This is a genomic window from Nonomuraea maritima (assembly GCF_900100395.1).
GTDB classification, from domain to species: Bacteria; Actinomycetota; Actinomycetes; order Streptosporangiales; family Streptosporangiaceae; genus Nonomuraea; species Nonomuraea maritima.
In genome coordinates, this window is sequence record NZ_FNFB01000004.1 from 14,579 (window position 1) to 29,751 (window position 15,173).

Sequence of the window (15,173 nt, forward strand, 5' to 3'; positions counted from 1 at the left end):
GCTAGGCCCCCCAGCCGGCCTGCGTGCCGCCGACGCGCTCGGCGGCGATCTTCTCGAAGTATCCCGATCGGGCGTAGGCGCCCATCGGGTCGGAGGCGAGCCCCATCTCCTCGCGCAGCTCGCCGAGCAGCGGGCGCACGTCGGTGTTGTAGGCGTCCATGAGAACGGCGTTGGCGCCCAGCACGTCGCCGGCGGCCTGCGCGGCGGCCAGCGCCTCGCGGTCGACCAGCAGCGCCTTGGCGGTGGCCTCCTGCACGTTCATGACCGAGCGGATCTGGCCGGGGATCTTGGGCTCGATGTTGTGGCACTGGTCGAGCATGAACGCGACCCCTGACCCGGGGTCGAGCCCGCCGCCGCGCACCACCTCGTACATGATGCGGAACAGCTGGAACGGGTCGGCGGCGCCCACCATGAGGTCGTCGTCGGCGTAGAAGCGGGAGTTGAAGTCGAAGCCGCCGAGCTTCCCCTCGCGCAGCAGGAACGCCACGATGAACTCGATGTTGGTGCCCGGCGCGTGGTGGCCGGTGTCGACCACGACCTGCGCCTTCTGGCCGAGCTTGACGCAGTGGGCGTACGCGGTGCCCCAGTCGGGCACGTCGGTGGCGTAGAAGGCGGGCTCGAACAGCTTGTACTCCAGCAGGAACCGCTGGCCCTCGCCGAGCCGCTCGTACACCTCCGCGAGCGCCTCGGCCAGGCGGTCCTGGCGGGCGCGGATGTCGTCCTGGCCGGGGTAGTTGATGCCGTCGGAGAACCACAGCTTGAGCGTGTCGGAGCCGGTGGCGTCCATGATGTCGACGCATTCCAGCAGGTGGTCGGTGGCCTTGCGGCGGACGCGCGCGGCCGGGTGGGTGACGCTGCCGAGCATGTAGTCGTCGTCCTGGAAGACGTTGGAGTTGATCGCTCCGATGCCGACGCCCAGGTCGCGGGCGTGCCGGGCCAGGTCGGCGTAGTCGTCCACCTTGTCCCACGGGATGTGCAGGGCCACCGTGGGGGCGATCCCCGTGTGGGCGTGCACCTGGGCGGCGTCGGCCAGTTTCTCGTACGGGTCGCGCGGCACGCCCTGCTGGGCGAAGACCTTGAACCTCGTGCCGCTGTTGCCGTACGCCCACGACGGCGTCTCGATGCGCTGCGCGCGCAGCGCAGCCTTGATGTCAGTCATCACTCCCCGATCAGTCCAGGTGGAAGATTTCGTCGAGCGGGACCATGCTCTCGTCGGGGCGTCCGTCGACGGCCTCGAAGAAGGGCGCCATCTCGGCCTGCCAGCGGGCGTTCACGCCGGTCTCGGCCATGGCCTTCCTGGCGGCCTCGAAGTCCTCGGTCTCGAGGTAGCCGACGAGGAGTCCGTCGTCCCTGAGGAACAGCGAGTAGTTGTGCCAGCCGGTGCGCGACAGGGCCTCTCGCATCTCGGGCCAGACGTCCCGGTGGCGTTCGCGGTACTCCGCCAGCCGCTCGGGGCGGACTTTCAGCAGGAAGCAGACGCGTTGCACGGCACTCCTTTTGAAAACGTTTTAATCCTCGTCCAGGAAACTATGATTCCGGCTCCAGGGATGTCAATGCGTCCCCTGCTTTTACCTGGTCAGCCGGGCGCGACGCTGGGTGCGCACCGGGCTTTCCGCGACTGGCGTCCTCATGGTTAGTACGTTTTAATGACTCTTCATGGCCATGGTCAGCATCAAGGACGTCGCCGCCCGCGCCGGCGTCTCCCCGGGCACGGTCTCCAACGTCCTCAACCGGCCCGGCAAGGTCGCCCCGGCGACGCGGGAGCGGGTCGAGGCGGCGATCAGCGAGCTCGGGTTCGTCCGCCACGGCTCGGCCTCCACGCTGCGCGCCGGCCACAGCCGCACGATCGGGCTGAGCGTGATCGACATCGGCAACCCGTTCTTCACCGAGGTCGCCGCCGGTGTCGAGGACGTCGTCAGCGAGCTCGGCTACGCCGTCATCCTCGGCAACTCGGCGGCCTCCCCCGAGAAGGAGGACCGCAACCTGCGGGTGCTGGCCGAGCACCGGGTGCGCGGCGTGCTGATCACCCCCTCGGGCGAGGACACGGCCCGGCTCGACCGGCTGCGCGAGCACGGCATCAGCGTGGTGCTGGTCGACCACCCCGCCCACCGGCCCGACCAGTGCGCGGTCGCGGTGGACGACGTCGCGGGCGGCCGGGCGGCGGTCGCCCACCTGCTCGCGCGGGGCGCGCGCAGCATCGCGTACGTGACCGGCCCGCTCACCATCCGCCAGTGCGTCGAGCGGCGGACGGGCGCCGAGGCGGCGATGCGGGAGGCCGGGCTCGACCCGGAGGGCCTGCGCGTGGTGCGGGCCGCGACGATGACGGCCAAGGCGGGCGAGAAGGCCGCCGCGGAGCTCGTCGCGCAGGGGCTGCCCGAGGCGGTGTTCTGCGCCAACGACCTGCTCGCGCTCGGCGTCCTTCGCGCGCTGCTGCGGTCGGGGGTGCGGGTGCCCGACGACGTGGCGCTCATGGGCTACGACGACATCGACTTCGCCGCCGCCTCGACGGTGTCGCTCAGCTCGATGCGCCAGCCGACGTACCAGCTCGGGCGGATCGCCACCGAGCTGCTGCTCGACGAGTGCGACAACCCCGACACGCACGCGCATCAGCACATCATGTTCCAGCCGGAGCTCGTCGCCAGGGAGTCGACGCAATGAGCCCTCATCCCCACCGTTTCGCCGCCGTCGACCTCGGAGCCTCCAGCGGACGGGTCATGGTGGCCGACCTGTCGGACGGACTCTCGCTGACCGAGGTGCACCGATTCCCCAACGGCCCGGTGCGCGTGGCGGACCGCCTGCACTGGGACATCCTCGGCCTCTACCGCGAGATCCTGGCCGGGCTGCGCGACGCGGGGCCTGTCTCCTCGATCGGCGTCGACTCGTGGGCCGTCGACTACGGACTGCTCGACGAGCGCGGCGCGCTGCTGGGCAACCCCGTCCACTACCGTGACGACCGCACGCGCGGCGTGGCCGAGCGGGTCGCCGCGGACGTCGGCGCCGACACCCTCTACGACGTCTCCGGCCTGCAGGTGCTGCCCTTCAACACCGTCTACCAGCTGCTCGCCGACCGGCTCGACGGGGCGGCCACGATGCTGCTGATCCCCGACCTGATCGGCTACTGGCTGACGGGAGAGCTGGGCGCCGAGGTCACCAACGCCTCGACGACGGGCCTGCTCGACGTGCGCACCCGCTCGTGGGCGACGTCCCTGGCGAAGCGGCTCGGCCTGCCCCCGGGCATCCTGCCGCCGCTGCGGCAGCCGGGTGAGGCGGTCGGCGGGCTGCGGCGCGACGTGGCGGCCGAGATCGGCTGGACGGCGCCCGTACGCGCGGTCGGGTCGCACGACACGGCCTCGGCCGTGGCCGCCGTGCCTGCCACGGGTCCTGCCTTCGCCTACGTCTCGTGCGGCACCTGGTCGCTGGCCGGGGTGGAGCTGCCCGGCCCGGTGCTGACGCCCGAGAGCCGCGCCGCCAACTTCACCAACGAGGCGGGCATCGACGGCACCGTCCGCTACCTGCGCAACGTCATGGGCCTGTGGCTGCTGCAGGAGTGCCTGCGTGCCTGGCCCGGCTCCGACCTGGGCGAGCTGCTGGCCGCAGCCGAGCGGGAGCGGCCGTTCGCCGCCGTGGTCAACCCCGACGAGCCCGTCTTCCTGCCGCCGGGCGACATGCCGGCGCGGATCGCCGCCGAGTGCCGCCGCACCGGCCAGCGGCCGCCGTCGTCACCCGCCGCGTACGTGCGGTGCGTGCTGGAGAGCCTGGCGCTCGGGCACCGGCGGGCCGTGCGGCAGGCGGCGCGGTTGTCGGGCCGCACGGTCGAGGTCGTCCATCTGGTGGGCGGCGGGTCGCGCAACGAGCTGCTGTGCCGGCTCACCGCCGACGCGTGCGGGCTGCCGGTCGTGGCCGGGCCTGCGGAGGCGACCGCGCTCGGCAACGTGCTCGTGCAGGCGCGCGCCGCCGGGCTGGTCGCGGATCTGGCCGAGACGCGCGCGCTGGTGGCGTCGTCGCAGCCGCTGCGCCGCTACGAGCCGGCCGGCGACGCGGCCGCGTGGGACGAGGCCGACGCCCGCGCGTTCTGAACCGCTCTGACCTGCGTCTTCCGTTTTCCCCCTTCTGCTTCAGGGCAGGACTCGTGCCACGGGGGGCATCGGGGGGTGTCATGGATTTCGCGTGGCCGCTGCTGCGGCAGCTGACCGGCAAGGACCGTACGGCGCGGGGTGAGGCGGCGAAGTCGGCCAAGACGGCGGCGCTGCGGGCGCGTACGGAGACCGCCGACCGGGTGGTCAAGTCCGTCTGTCCGTACTGCGCGGTCGGCTGCGGCCAGAACGTGTACGTACGGGACGAGAAGGTCATCCAGATCGAAGGTGATCCCGACTCGCCCATCAGCCGGGGCCGGCTGTGCCCCAAGGGCGCGGCCAGCCTGCAGCTCACCACCGGCCCCGGCCGCCGGCACAAGGCGCTCTACCGGCCGCCGGGCGGTGCCGACTGGGAGGAGATCGACCTCGACCGGGCCATGGACATGGTGGCCGACCGGATCATCGCCACCCGGCGCGAGACGTGGGAGTGGGAGAAGGACGGCCTGCGCACCGCCCGGACGATGGGGATCGCGAGCCTCGGCGGCGCCACGCTGGACAACGAGGAGAACTACCTCATCAAGAAGCTGCTCACGGCGCTCGGCGTGGTGCAGATCGAGAACCAGGCGCGGGTCTGCCACAGCTCGAGCGTGGTGGGCCTCGGCTCGTCGTTCGGCCGCGGCGGGGCGACCACGTTCATGCAGGACCTCCAGCACTCCGACTGCGTGGTCATCCAGGGCTCGAACTTCGCCGAGGCGCACCCGGTGGGGTTCCAGTGGGTGATGGAGGCCAAGGCGCGCGGCGCGGTCATCATCCACGTCGACCCGCGCTTCACGCGCACCAGCGCGCTGGCCGACGTGCACGTGCCCATCCGTCCCGGCTCGGACGTGGCCTTCGTCGGCGGGCTCATCAACTACGTCCTGGACAACGAGCTGTACTTCCGCGAGTACGTGCTCAACTACACCAACGCCGCCACGATCCTGCGCGAGGACTACCGCGACACCGAGGACCTGGACGGCGTCTTCTCCGGCTTCGACCCGGACAGCCGCGAGTACGACACGACGTCCTGGCAGTACGTCGGCATGGAGGCGGTCGCCGCCTCGGGCCGGCGCGAGCAGCACTACGAGGAGCGCACCGAACAGGAGCGCACCGGGCACGAGCCGCCCGGCCGCGCCGAGATGCACGGCAGCGCGGGCGCCCCGATGGACGGCACCCCGGAGCGCGACGAGACGCTGCGCCACCCGCGCTGCGTCCTTCAGGTGCTGCGCCGCCACTTCGCCCGCTACACCCCCGAGATGGTGGAACGGACGTGCGGCGTGCCGCGCCACCTGTTCGAGGAGGTCTGCCGCCGCCTGACGGAGAACTCGGGGCCGGACAAGACCGCCGAGTTCGTCTACGCGGTCGGCTGGACCCAGCACAGCGACGGCTCGCAGTTCATCCGCTCTGCCTGCATCCTGCAGCTCCTGCTGGGCAACATCGGCCGCCCTGGCGGCGGCATCCAGGCGCTGCGCGGGCACGCCAGCATCCAGGGCTCCAGCGACATCCCGACGCTGTTCAACCTGCTGCCCGGCTACCTGCCGATGCCGTACGCGCACGAGCACGAGGGGCTGCGGGACTTCCTGCAGGCCGACGCGCCGCCCAAGGGCTTCTGGGCCAACATGCCCGCGTACATGATCAGCCTGCTCAAGGCGTGGTGGGGCGACGCGGCCCAGCCCGACAACGACTTCCGGTTCGGCTGGCTGCCGCGGCTGACCGGCTCGCACAGCACGTACGACACCGTGCTCGAGCAGCTGAACGGCGTGTGCAAGGGCTACTTCCTGCTCGGCGAGAACCCGGCGGTCGGCTCGGCCAACGCCAAGATGCAGCGCCTCGGCATGGCCCAGCTCGACTGGCTGGTGGTGCGCGACTTCACCCTGATCGAGAGCGCCACCTGGTGGAAGGACGGCCCGGAGATCGAGACGGGCGAGCTGCGCACGGCCGACATCGGCACGGAGGTGTTCTTCTTCCCCGCGGCCTGCCACACGGAGAAGTGCGGCAGCTTCACCAACACCAACCGGTGGCTGCAGTGGCGCCATCAGGCCGTCGAACCGGAAGGCGACGCCCGCAGCGACCTGTGGTTCATGTACCACATGGGCCGCATCATCCGCGAGAAGCTGGCCGGCTCGACCGACCCGATGGACGAGCCGGTGCTCAACCTCACCTGGGACTACCCGGTGAGCGGCCCGACCGCCGAGCCGTCGGCGGAGGCGGTGCTGGCCGAGATCAACGGCGTCGACGCGCACGGACGGCCGCTGTCCGGCTACCACGAGCTGAAGTCCGACGGCTCGACGCGCTGCGGCTGCTGGATCTACAGCGGCGTGTACGCCGACGGCGTCAACCAGGCCGCCCGCCGCAAGCCGCACACCGAGCAGGACTGGATCGCCGCCGAGTGGGCGTGGGCGTGGCCGGCCAACCGGCGCATCCTCTACAACCGCGCCTCGGCCCGGCCCGACGGCAGCCCGTGGAGCGAGCGCAAGCGGCTCGTCTGGTGGGACGAGCAGGCCGGCCGGTGGACCGGCCACGACGTGCCCGACTTCGAGGCGGACAAGAGCCCCGGCTACCGTCCGCCGCCCGAGGCGAGGGGCGCCGAGGCGCTGTCGGGCGTCGACCCGTTCATCATGCAGGCCGACGGCAAGGGCTGGCTGTTCGCGCCCGCCGGGGTGGTGGACGGTCCGCTGCCCACCCACTACGAGCCGCAGGACTCGCCGGTGCCCAATCCGTTCCACGGTCACCAGCGCAACCCGGCGCGCAAGGTGTACGAGCACGAGCACAACCGCTACCAGCCGAGCGGCAACGAGCCGGGCTCGAACGTCTACCCGTACGTGGTGACGACGTACCGGCTGACCGAGCACTTCACGGCGGGCGGGATGAGCCGGTTCACGCCGTACCTGTCGGAGCTGCAGCCGGAGATGTTCTGCGAGGTGTCGCCGGAGCTCGCCGCCGAGCGCGGGCTCGTGCACGGCGACTGGGCGACGATCGTCACGGCGCGCAACGCGATCGAGGCGCGGGTGATGGTGACCGACCGGATCCCGTCCCTGCATCTCAACGGACGCGTCCTGCACCAGATCGGGCTGCCCTTCCACTTCGGGCCGAACGGTATGGCGACGGGTGACGCGGCCAACGAGCTGGCGTCGATCTCGCTCGACCCGAACTCGCACATCCAGGAGGTCAAGGCCATGGCGGCGGACATCCGTCCGGGCCGGCGGCCGCGCGGTCCCGCGCTGCCCGAGCTCGTCAGGTCCTACCAGCGACGCGCGGGCGTGACCGCCGGCACCGGAACGGAGGCCTGAGATGGCGTTCGACCTGGACCACAGCCTCGCCGAGCAGCCGACGGACGGCCACCGCCGGGTGGGGTTCTTCACCGACACGAGCATCTGCATCGGGTGCAAGGCGTGCGAGGTGGCCTGCAAGGAGTGGAACGACGTCCCCGAGGACGGCCTCGACTTCACCGGCATGTCGTACGACAACACCGTGGGGCTGAGCGCCGACACCTGGCGGCACGTCGCCTTCATCGAGCAGCGCCGCCCGCTCGGGCACCAGGAGCCGGGCGTCGGCGAGATGGACTTCCGCTGGCTGATGGCCTCCGACGTGTGCAAGCACTGCACGCACGCGGCCTGCCTGGACGTCTGCCCGACCGGCTCGCTGTTCCGCACCGAGTACGGCACCGTCGTGGTGCAGGAGGACGTCTGCAACGGCTGCGGGTACTGCGTGCCCGCGTGCCCGTTCGGGGTGATCGGCAAGCGCGAGACCACGGGCGTGGCGGCCAAGTGCACGATGTGCTACGACCGCCTGCCCGCCGGGGAGCAGCCCGCCTGCGCCAAGACGTGCCCGACCGACTCCATCCAGTTCGGCGACCTCGACGAGCTGCGCGAGCGCGCCGACCGGCGGCTGGCGCAGGTGCGGGAGGCGGGCATGACCTCCGCCCGCCTGTACGGGCACGACCCTGACGACGGCGTCGGCGGCACGGGCGCGTTCTTCCTGCTGCTGGACGAGCCCGAGGTGTACGGCCTGCCGCCCGACCCGGTCGTGACGACCAAGGACCTGCCGTCGATGTGGCGGCACGTGGGGGTCGCGGCGGTCGCCCTGCTCGCGGGCGTCGCGGCGGCGGCATGGGGACGGACCGGCTCGGGCACCACCGGGCCGAGGGGGAGGATCCGATGAGCCAGACCGACGTCCGGATGGACGGCTCGGCCGAGACCCGCGCCGACCGCGAGGCCACGCCCGGCTCGGCGGGCCGCCGCCGCGAGCGGCTCGTGCCGCAGTCGTCGCCGGCCGACTCCTACTACGGACGGCCCGTCCTGAACGAGCCTCCGTGGCACGCGCCCGACATCGCGGGCTACCTCTTCCTCGGCGGCCTGGCGGGGGCGTCGTCGGCGCTGGCCGCCGCGGCCGAGCTCACGGGCAGGCCGACGCTGGCCCGGGTGAGCAAGGTGGGGGCGCTGGGGGCGCTCGGCGGCTCGCTCTACTGCCTGATCCACGACCTCGGCCGGCCCGAGCGCTTCCTCAACATGCTGCGGGTGTTCAAGGTGACCTCGCCGATGAGCGTCGGCACCTGGATCCTCACCGCGTACGGCCCGCAGGCCGGGTGCGCGGCGGCCACCGACCTGTCGGGACGGTTCCCGGGCCTCGGCCGGGCGGCCGGTGTGGGCGCGGCGGTCACGGGGGCGGGCGTCGCCACGTACACCGCGGCGCTGATCTCCGACACGGCGGTGCCCGCCTGGCACGACGGCTACCGGGAGCTGCCGTTCCTGTTCGCCGGGTCGGCGGCGGCCGCCGCGGGCGGGCTCGGCCTGCTGGCCGCGCCGCTGGACGAGGCCGGCCCCGCCCGGAGGCTCGCGCTGCTCGGCGCTGCCGTGGAGTGCGTGGCCGCCACCCGGATGGAGCGGCGGCTCGGCCCGGTGGGCGAGCCGCTGCGGCGCAGCGTGCTGATGCGGCTGGGCGAGGCGCTGAGCCTGGCCGGCGCGCTGGCCGGGGCGAGCATGGGCCGCCGCAGCCGGGTCGCGGCGATGGCGGCCGGGGCCGCCCTGCTCGCGGGTTCTGCCTGCACCCGGTTCGGCGTCTTCCGGGCCGGCATCGAGTCGGCAAACGATCCCAAGTACACCGTCCAGCCGCAGCGCAGGCGGCTGGCCAAAGCGAGAGCGGAGCTCACATGAAGCGCGAGATCGTCGAGTACCTGCCGTTCCTCGGCATCGTGGCCGTCATCTGCACGGCGTCCTGGCTGGCCGGTCGTTCGGCCCTCACCAAGAGACCGGTACGCCGCTGAGGCGCCGGGCCTTACCATCAGCAGATGACCGAAAAGACCGAAACCACGCCCGCCTGGCTCTCGCCGGAAGAACTCGAGTCGGTGCGCGGCCGGATGCCGATCCTCTACATCGACGCCGTCCCGGTGCGGGTCGACGACACCGGTGTGGTCACCCGGGTCGGGCTGCTGCTGCGGATCCACTCGGACGGCACGGTCAGCCGGGCGCTGGTCTCGGGACGGGTGCTGCACCACGAGCGCATCCGCGACGCGCTCATGCGTCATCTGGAGAAGGATCTCGGCCCGGTGGCGTTGCCGAACATCCCGCCGTCGCCGCAGCCGTTCACGGTCGCCGAGTACTTCCCCACGCCGGGCGTGACCCCCTACCACGACGCGCGCCAGCACGCGGTGTCGCTGGCCTACATCGTGCCGGTGGCGGGCGACTGCCGTCCGCGGCAGGACGCCCTCGACCTGGTGTGGTTCACGCCGGAGGAGGTGGCCTCCCCCGCGGTGCAGGGCGAGATGACCGGCGGGCAGGGCGTGCTGCTGAAGCAGGCACTGGCCCACGTGGGCCGGCTCGTCTGACGGCCGCCCCGGCCCGGGCTCTTTCCTGACGTGCGGCCGGGTCCCCCTGGACCCGGCCGGCACCCGTCAGTGGGTGAGCACGATGCGCTGGTGCACCTGGACGTGCTTGCGGCGGAAGACGTGCGACCTGCCGTTCGCCTCGAAGTCCGCGCGCGCGACGATCCGTCCGGACGGCACGGGGAAACCGGCCGAGAACGCCGTCCCCGGTTCGATCACGGACACGGTGTGCGCGTCCGCCTTGCCGGCCTTGTCGAGGTTGATCCGGACGTCGCGCCACGGCACCTTCGACCCGTTGTGCAGCGTCACCACGACCTCGTCGCCGCTGACCTCCGTACGCAGCCCGTACGGCAGGCGCGGGTCCGGACCGATCGCCGCGTCGAGCTCGGCGCACAGCTCCTCGGCGAGGAGGGGCTTGGCGGCGGCGAGGTTGTGACGTTCGCCGATGTCCTTGTTCAGGTCGTACAGCTCGACGCGGCCGTTCGGCCCGGCGCCGCCGATGTGCGGCGCCCACCTGACCACCTTCCACCGGCCGCGGCGGATGGCCTGGGCCTTGCGCGGCCGGTTCCAGATGAGGTGCTTGTGCCGCGGGGCGCCGCCGCCGGTGAGCAGGCCGCGGAAGGACCGGCCGTCGAGATGGGCGGGCACCGGCACGCCCGCGAGGTCGGCCAGCGTCGGCAGCACGTCCCAGAAGGTGACCGGCCGGGTCTCGACCCGGTGGCGCAGCGTGGGCGACCAGGCGATCACGGGAATGCGGATGCCGCCCTCGTACAGCTCGCGTTTGTCGCCGCGGAAGGGGCCGTTGGAGTCGAACAGGCGGGGCGTCACGCCCTTCTCGTGGTGCGGGCCGTTGTCGCTCATGAACAGCACGAGCGTGCGCCTGGCCACGCCCGCCTCGCGCAGCGCGTCGACGAGCGCGGCGACGTCGCGGTCGAGGCGGGAGACCTGTTCGGCGTGCCGGCGGTTCTGGATGGTCCAGGGCTCGTCCCGGTACTCGCCGGCGTCGCCCCCGGGCACGACGCTCGGGGCGTGCGGCAGGTTGGAGGCGTAGTAGAGCAGGAACGGGTGGTCCTTGTTCTGGTCGATGAAGGTGATCGCCCGCTCGCGGAACAGGTCAGGCGCGTACGACTTCCCGCCCAGGTGCACCTTCGCGCCGTTGTGCCACAGGTACTCGGGGTAGTACTGGTGGGCGTGCTTGTGGGTGATGTAGCCGAAGAACTCCCCGAACCCGCGGACGTTCGGGTGCGATTCCTGGTCGGGCTGCTCGGGGCCGAAGCCCCACTTGCCGAACAGGGCCGTCCGGTAACCCGCGAGCTGCAGCAGTTCGGCGAAGGTGAGGTCCGCGTCGAGCAGAGCGTGCTGCTCCTTGCCCTCGGGATTCTCCCGCACCGTGCCGTGCCCCGCGTGCAGCCCGGTGAGCAGCGCGCAGCGCGACGGCGCGCACAGCGGCGCGCCCGCGTACGCGGTGTCGAACCGCACGCCCTCGGCGGCGAGCCGGTCGAGGTTGGGCGTGTGGATCTTGCGCTGTCCCTGACTTCCGATCTCACCCCAGCCGAGGTCGTCGGCGAGGACCAGGACGATGTTCGGCCGCGCGGGCAGGCTGCCGCGGGCAGTGGCCTCGGCGCTCGCGGGCAGTGCCGCGGGCAGGGCGAGGCCGGCGAGAGTACCGGCGAATAACGCTCGGCGCGAGGGGCCGTTGATCACGAACGGCAACATATCGGAGCCCCAGGCGAATGGCGGGCAAATCGCGAGCGAAGTCTGTCACACCTGTGTGACCTGGTCACGGAAGGTAGTTCCATGTCCTGCAGATGTCATGAAGCTCGGCCGGGATGTCCTCGGGCCGCGGCAGCGGGCGGCCCGCGACGACCGTGCCCGCGCGGATCTTGTCGCGCCAGTCGCCGATGCCCTTGACGAAGGCGCCGTGCTCCTGCCGGCCGTAGTCGAGCATGGCGGGTTCGAACTCGACGCCCAGGAACAGGCAGAGCCGGCGCAACTCGCCCTCGGGGTCGGCGACCAGGTCCTCGTAGCGTACGGTCAGGCCCTCCAGGTGGGTACGGGCCTCCTCGACGCGCGTCATGTACGCGAGCGTGCGCGGCACCGCCGTCGCCATGGGGCGCTTGTCCGGGTCGGCCTCGTGCCACGACTGGACGATCGACATGGGGTGGCGCAGCAGGAAGACGAACCGGGCGTCCGGCCAGCAGCTGGAGATGCGCCGCCAGGCGAACACGTTGCTGGGCGTCTTCTCCGCGAGGACGGGCTTGCCGCTGCGGGCCAGCTCGCGGTGCAGGAGGCGGTCCCAGACGATGTGCTCGATGTCGCTGTGGGTGTGGCCGAGCGCCTCCATGGCCTGCCGTACGGGCTCGGTGCCGAGGCTCACGCTCATCCGGCGGAAGTGCGTCTCGATGGGCGAGTGGATCCTGGAGTGGCTGTTCAGCATGACGCGCAGCAGCGTGGAGCCGGACCGTACCGACGACATGATGAAGACCGGCTCGCGCAGCAGGCGGTCGTGCTCGGGGTCGGCGGCGGGACGCACCTTGTCGCCCGGCAGCCGCTGCATCTCCAGAGGCACCTTGGGCGGCGGCGGCTTCGGCGGCTGCATGGGCACCCGCCGCGTCAACGTGTAGCCCGTCAGTCCCTCAAGGGTCGCGTTGGCCCGGTACCTCCAGCTCATGGGGGTCCAAGGTACGGGCGGCCCGTGAACCCCAGGTGAATGGCCGCTGTGAAGCAGGAGGAGGTTTCACGGCGCCCTGCGGGCGACCCGGTCACGCACCACCGCGTACGTGTTGCGCAGCGCCGTCATCGACGCGTCGTAGGAGGCCTGGGCGACCCCGGTGAACAGGCAGTCGACGACCATGAGCTGGGCGATGCGGCTGCCCAGCGCGCCCGAGCGGAACTCGGTCTCGCGCGCGGCCGTGGTGAGGGTCACGTCGGCCTGGCCGGCCAGCGGCGAGTCGCGGAAGTTGGTGATGGCCACGGTGGCGGCCCCCGACCTGCGGGCGATCGACAGGAACTCGACGGTGTCCGTGGTCGCCCCGGTGTGCGAGATCGCCACGGCCACGCAGCCGGGGGTGAGCGTGGCCGCCGACGTCCACGCCGAGTGCGAGTCGTGCCAGTTGATCGCCGTACGGCCGATGCGGGAGAGCTTCTGGTGCAGGTCGAGGCTGACGAGCGCGCTCGCACCCACGCCGAAGCTGTCGATCCTGCGGGCGGCCAGCAGCAGGCGTACGGCCTCGGCGAGCGCGGCGGTGTCGAGCGAGCGGGCCGTGTCGGCGATGGAGAGGGTCTCGTTCAGGGCGACCTTGGAGACGATGCCCTCCAGGCTGTCGTTGCGGTCGATGTCGCCGGACACCTCCGGCAGGCTCGACGCCGCGAGCTCCTCCCTGGCCACGGCCCTGGTCAGGTCGATCCTGAAGTCCTTGTAGTGGGCGTAACCCATGCGCCGGTAGAAGCGCACGACCGTGGTCGTCGAGGTGCCGCAGGAGGCGGCGAGCGCGGCGATGGACAGGTTGGCCGCGGCGGCGGGGTCGCTGACGAACGCGGAGGCGATCCGCCGCTCCGACGGCCGCAGGCCCGGCAGGGCCGCGCGGATGCGGATCAGGAGAGTCCCGGCGTCCTCGCTCATCTCACCCCGCTGAGGAAAATAAGTACCTTAGTGGTAAGGTCTGCGTAATTTTATGACCTACTCCCCTGAGGAGACTACATGCCCCGTGGCGTCCTCCCCGCGGTCGGCATCGCCGCTGCGCTGTCGCTTGCCCTCACCAGCTGCTCGTCATCCTCCGGCTCCGCCCCCGGCGCCGCCGCGTCAGGTCAGGGCGGCGGCACGCTGGTCGTCGGCGTGACCTCCGACCCCGACACGCTCTTCCCCTGGAAGGCCACCCAGTTCCAGGCCGTCAACGTGCTGCAGAACCTGTACGGCACCCTCACCGAGTTCGACAAGGACCTCAACGTCGTGCCCGGCCTCGCCGAGTCGTGGGAGACCTCAGAGGACGGCAAGAAGGTCACCTTCAAGCTGCGCCAGGGCGTGACGTACGCCGACGGCAGCGCCTTCGACTCCGCGGACGTGAAGTCGTCCCTGGACAAGCTCATGGACGAGAAGACGGCGGCCGTGGCCCGCGCGTCGCTGTCGTCGGTGAAGGAGGTGCAGGCGCCCGACCCGAACACGGTGGTGCTGGAGCTGACCGGCCCCGACGCCGCGCTGCCCGCCAACCTGGCCTCGGTGAACCTGGCCATCCTCTCCTCCGACGACACCGAGGAGGAGCTGAACGCCAAGCCCAACGGCACCGGCCCGTTCACGCTGGGCAACCGGGTGGCCAACCAGTCGATCAGCCTGGTCAGGAACGACAAGTACTGGCACGACAAGCCGAAGGTCGCCTCGATCGAGTTCCGGGTCATCCCCGACGAGTCGTCGATCGTCTCGGCCATGCAGTCGGGCAACGTCCAGCTCGCGGTCTTCAACGACCCGCTCGTCGCGCAGACCGCGCAGGGCGGCGGCGTCGAGGTCGCGAAGACGCCGCAGCTCAACTACCACGTGCTGCAGCTGAACGCCCAGCACGGTGACCTGAAGGACGTGAACGTGCGCCTGGCCATCCAGTGCGCGATCGACCGCAAGCAGGTGCTCGACACCGCCGCGCTGGGCGAGGGCGAGGTGGTCGGGCCGATCACCTCGCCCGCGTACAAGTCCGACCCGGCCAAGCGGCCCTGCCCCACCCGCGACCTCGCCAAGGCGGCCGACTACCTCGCCAAGGCCGGCAAGTCGAGCGGCGTGACCGTGAAGGCCATCGTCTCCCAGGGCGAGTACGCCACCTCCGTCAACGAGGCGCAGAACCTCAAGGCCCAGCTGGCGGAAGCCAAGATCAATCTGGACCTGGAGGTGCTGGAGTCGGGCGCGTTCGTCGATCGCTGGGTCGCGGCCGACTTCGACGCCGCCGTCGCGCTGAACGGCGGACGTCCCGAGCCCGACGGCTCCTACGGCCGCTACTTCACCAGCACCGGCAACCTGAACAAGGTGGCCGGCTACAGCTCTCCCGAGCTGGACAAGCTGTTCGCCGAGGGCAAGGCGGCCACCGACCAGGCCGCCCGCAAGGCCGTCTACGACCAGGTGGCGGCGGAGCTGGAGAACAACGCCGCCTGGATCTGGCTGTTCTCCGGTTACACCTACACCGCGACGGCGGCCGGCGTGCAGGGCTTCGTCCCGATGGCGAACGGCTCCCTGCAGTTCCTGCGGACCACCTCCGTCGCCTGAC

General features: G+C 71.6%; 12 protein-coding genes. 7 read left to right on the plus strand and 5 right to left on the minus strand.

The features are described from left to right. Position 1 precedes the first annotated feature (1 nt). Both rhaI and BLR04_RS08875 read right to left on the minus strand, forming a co-directional pair. Complete coding sequence (gene rhaI, locus BLR04_RS08870; RefSeq protein ID WP_090761632.1) at positions 2 to 1,159, minus strand: L-rhamnose isomerase; 1,158 nt, start codon at positions 1,157 to 1,159, stop codon at positions 2 to 4. Positions 1,160 to 1,169: 10 nt separating this feature from the next. Continuing rightward, complete coding sequence (locus BLR04_RS08875; protein WP_090761634.1) at positions 1,170 to 1,487, minus strand: L-rhamnose mutarotase; 318 nt, start codon at positions 1,485 to 1,487, stop codon at positions 1,170 to 1,172. 169 nt (positions 1,488 to 1,656) lie between these two features. Here BLR04_RS08875 and BLR04_RS08880 point away from each other — a divergent pair, with 169 nt between their 5' ends. The 6 genes from BLR04_RS08880 to BLR04_RS08905 all read left to right on the plus strand — a co-directional run bounded on the left by BLR04_RS08880 (position 1,657) and on the right by BLR04_RS08905 (position 9,933). Next, positions 1,657 to 2,658, plus strand: coding sequence for a LacI family DNA-binding transcriptional regulator (locus BLR04_RS08880; protein WP_090761635.1), 1,002 nt, complete (start codon positions 1,657 to 1,659; stop codon positions 2,656 to 2,658). After that, positions 2,655 to 4,076 carry a rhamnulokinase gene (locus BLR04_RS08885; RefSeq protein ID WP_090761637.1) on the plus strand — a complete coding sequence of 474 codons (1,422 nt, stop codon included), beginning with the start codon at positions 2,655 to 2,657 and terminating at the stop codon, positions 4,074 to 4,076. The genes BLR04_RS08880 and BLR04_RS08885 overlap by 4 nt, the downstream gene beginning before the upstream one ends. A gap of 80 nt (positions 4,077 to 4,156) precedes the next feature. Continuing rightward, positions 4,157 to 7,399 (plus strand): formate dehydrogenase, encoded by a 3,243-nt coding sequence (gene fdh, locus BLR04_RS08890; RefSeq protein ID WP_090761639.1) that lies wholly within the window; start codon positions 4,157 to 4,159, stop codon positions 7,397 to 7,399. A gap of 1 nt (position 7,400) precedes the next feature. Next, a complete protein-coding gene (locus BLR04_RS08895) occupies positions 7,401 to 8,270 on the plus strand; it encodes a 4Fe-4S dicluster domain-containing protein (protein ID WP_090761641.1) in 870 nt (289 codons plus the stop codon). Then, the gene (nrfD, locus tag BLR04_RS08900; RefSeq protein ID WP_090761644.1) at positions 8,267 to 9,262 is read left to right on the plus strand and encodes an NrfD/PsrC family molybdoenzyme membrane anchor subunit; all 996 of its coding nucleotides are present in this window, start codon (positions 8,267 to 8,269) and stop codon (positions 9,260 to 9,262) included. The genes BLR04_RS08895 and nrfD overlap by 4 nt, the downstream gene beginning before the upstream one ends. Before the next feature lie 134 nt (positions 9,263 to 9,396). After that, the gene (locus BLR04_RS08905; protein WP_090761646.1) at positions 9,397 to 9,933 is read left to right on the plus strand and encodes an NUDIX hydrolase family protein; all 537 of its coding nucleotides are present in this window, start codon (positions 9,397 to 9,399) and stop codon (positions 9,931 to 9,933) included. Between the two features lie 66 nt (positions 9,934 to 9,999). Here BLR04_RS08905 and BLR04_RS08910 read toward each other — a convergent pair whose 3' ends face one another. From BLR04_RS08910 to BLR04_RS08920, 3 genes are all read right to left on the minus strand, one after another. Then, positions 10,000 to 11,634 carry an arylsulfatase gene (locus BLR04_RS08910; protein WP_176903007.1) on the minus strand — a complete coding sequence of 545 codons (1,635 nt, stop codon included), beginning with the start codon at positions 11,632 to 11,634 and terminating at the stop codon, positions 10,000 to 10,002. A 76-nt stretch (positions 11,635 to 11,710) separates the two neighbouring features. Continuing rightward, the gene (locus tag BLR04_RS08915) at positions 11,711 to 12,601 is read right to left on the minus strand and encodes a sulfotransferase family protein (RefSeq protein WP_090761651.1); all 891 of its coding nucleotides are present in this window, start codon (positions 12,599 to 12,601) and stop codon (positions 11,711 to 11,713) included. Positions 12,602 to 12,667: 66 nt separating this feature from the next. After that, positions 12,668 to 13,552 carry a MurR/RpiR family transcriptional regulator gene (locus tag BLR04_RS08920; RefSeq protein ID WP_090761653.1) on the minus strand — a complete coding sequence of 295 codons (885 nt, stop codon included), beginning with the start codon at positions 13,550 to 13,552 and terminating at the stop codon, positions 12,668 to 12,670. Between the two features lie 78 nt (positions 13,553 to 13,630). Between BLR04_RS08920 and BLR04_RS08925 the strand changes: the two genes are divergently transcribed. Then, positions 13,631 to 15,172 (plus strand): ABC transporter substrate-binding protein, encoded by a 1,542-nt coding sequence (locus BLR04_RS08925; protein WP_090761655.1) that lies wholly within the window; start codon positions 13,631 to 13,633, stop codon positions 15,170 to 15,172. The last annotated feature ends 1 nt before the right edge of the window (position 15,173 follow it).

Excerpts from the sequence above, each read along its gene's own strand:
- rhaI (WP_090761632.1), bottom strand. The coding sequence starts at position 1,159 with ATGACTGACATCAAGGCTGCGCTGCGCGCGCAGCGCATCGAGACGCCG.
- BLR04_RS08880 (WP_090761635.1), top strand. The coding sequence starts at position 1,657 with ATGGCCATGGTCAGCATCAAGGACGTCGCCGCCCGCGCCGGCGTCTCC.
- BLR04_RS08885 (WP_090761637.1), top strand. The coding sequence starts at position 2,655 with ATGAGCCCTCATCCCCACCGTTTCGCCGCCGTCGACCTCGGAGCCTCC.
- fdh (WP_090761639.1), top strand. The coding sequence starts at position 4,157 with ATGGATTTCGCGTGGCCGCTGCTGCGGCAGCTGACCGGCAAGGACCGT.
- BLR04_RS08895 (WP_090761641.1), top strand. The coding sequence starts at position 7,401 with ATGGCGTTCGACCTGGACCACAGCCTCGCCGAGCAGCCGACGGACGGC.
- nrfD (WP_090761644.1), top strand. The coding sequence starts at position 8,267 with ATGAGCCAGACCGACGTCCGGATGGACGGCTCGGCCGAGACCCGCGCC.
- BLR04_RS08905 (WP_090761646.1), top strand. The coding sequence starts at position 9,397 with ATGACCGAAAAGACCGAAACCACGCCCGCCTGGCTCTCGCCGGAAGAA.
- BLR04_RS08915 (WP_090761651.1), bottom strand. The coding sequence starts at position 12,601 with ATGAGCTGGAGGTACCGGGCCAACGCGACCCTTGAGGGACTGACGGGC.
- BLR04_RS08920 (WP_090761653.1), bottom strand. The coding sequence starts at position 13,552 with ATGAGCGAGGACGCCGGGACTCTCCTGATCCGCATCCGCGCGGCCCTG.
- BLR04_RS08925 (WP_090761655.1), top strand. The coding sequence starts at position 13,631 with ATGCCCCGTGGCGTCCTCCCCGCGGTCGGCATCGCCGCTGCGCTGTCG.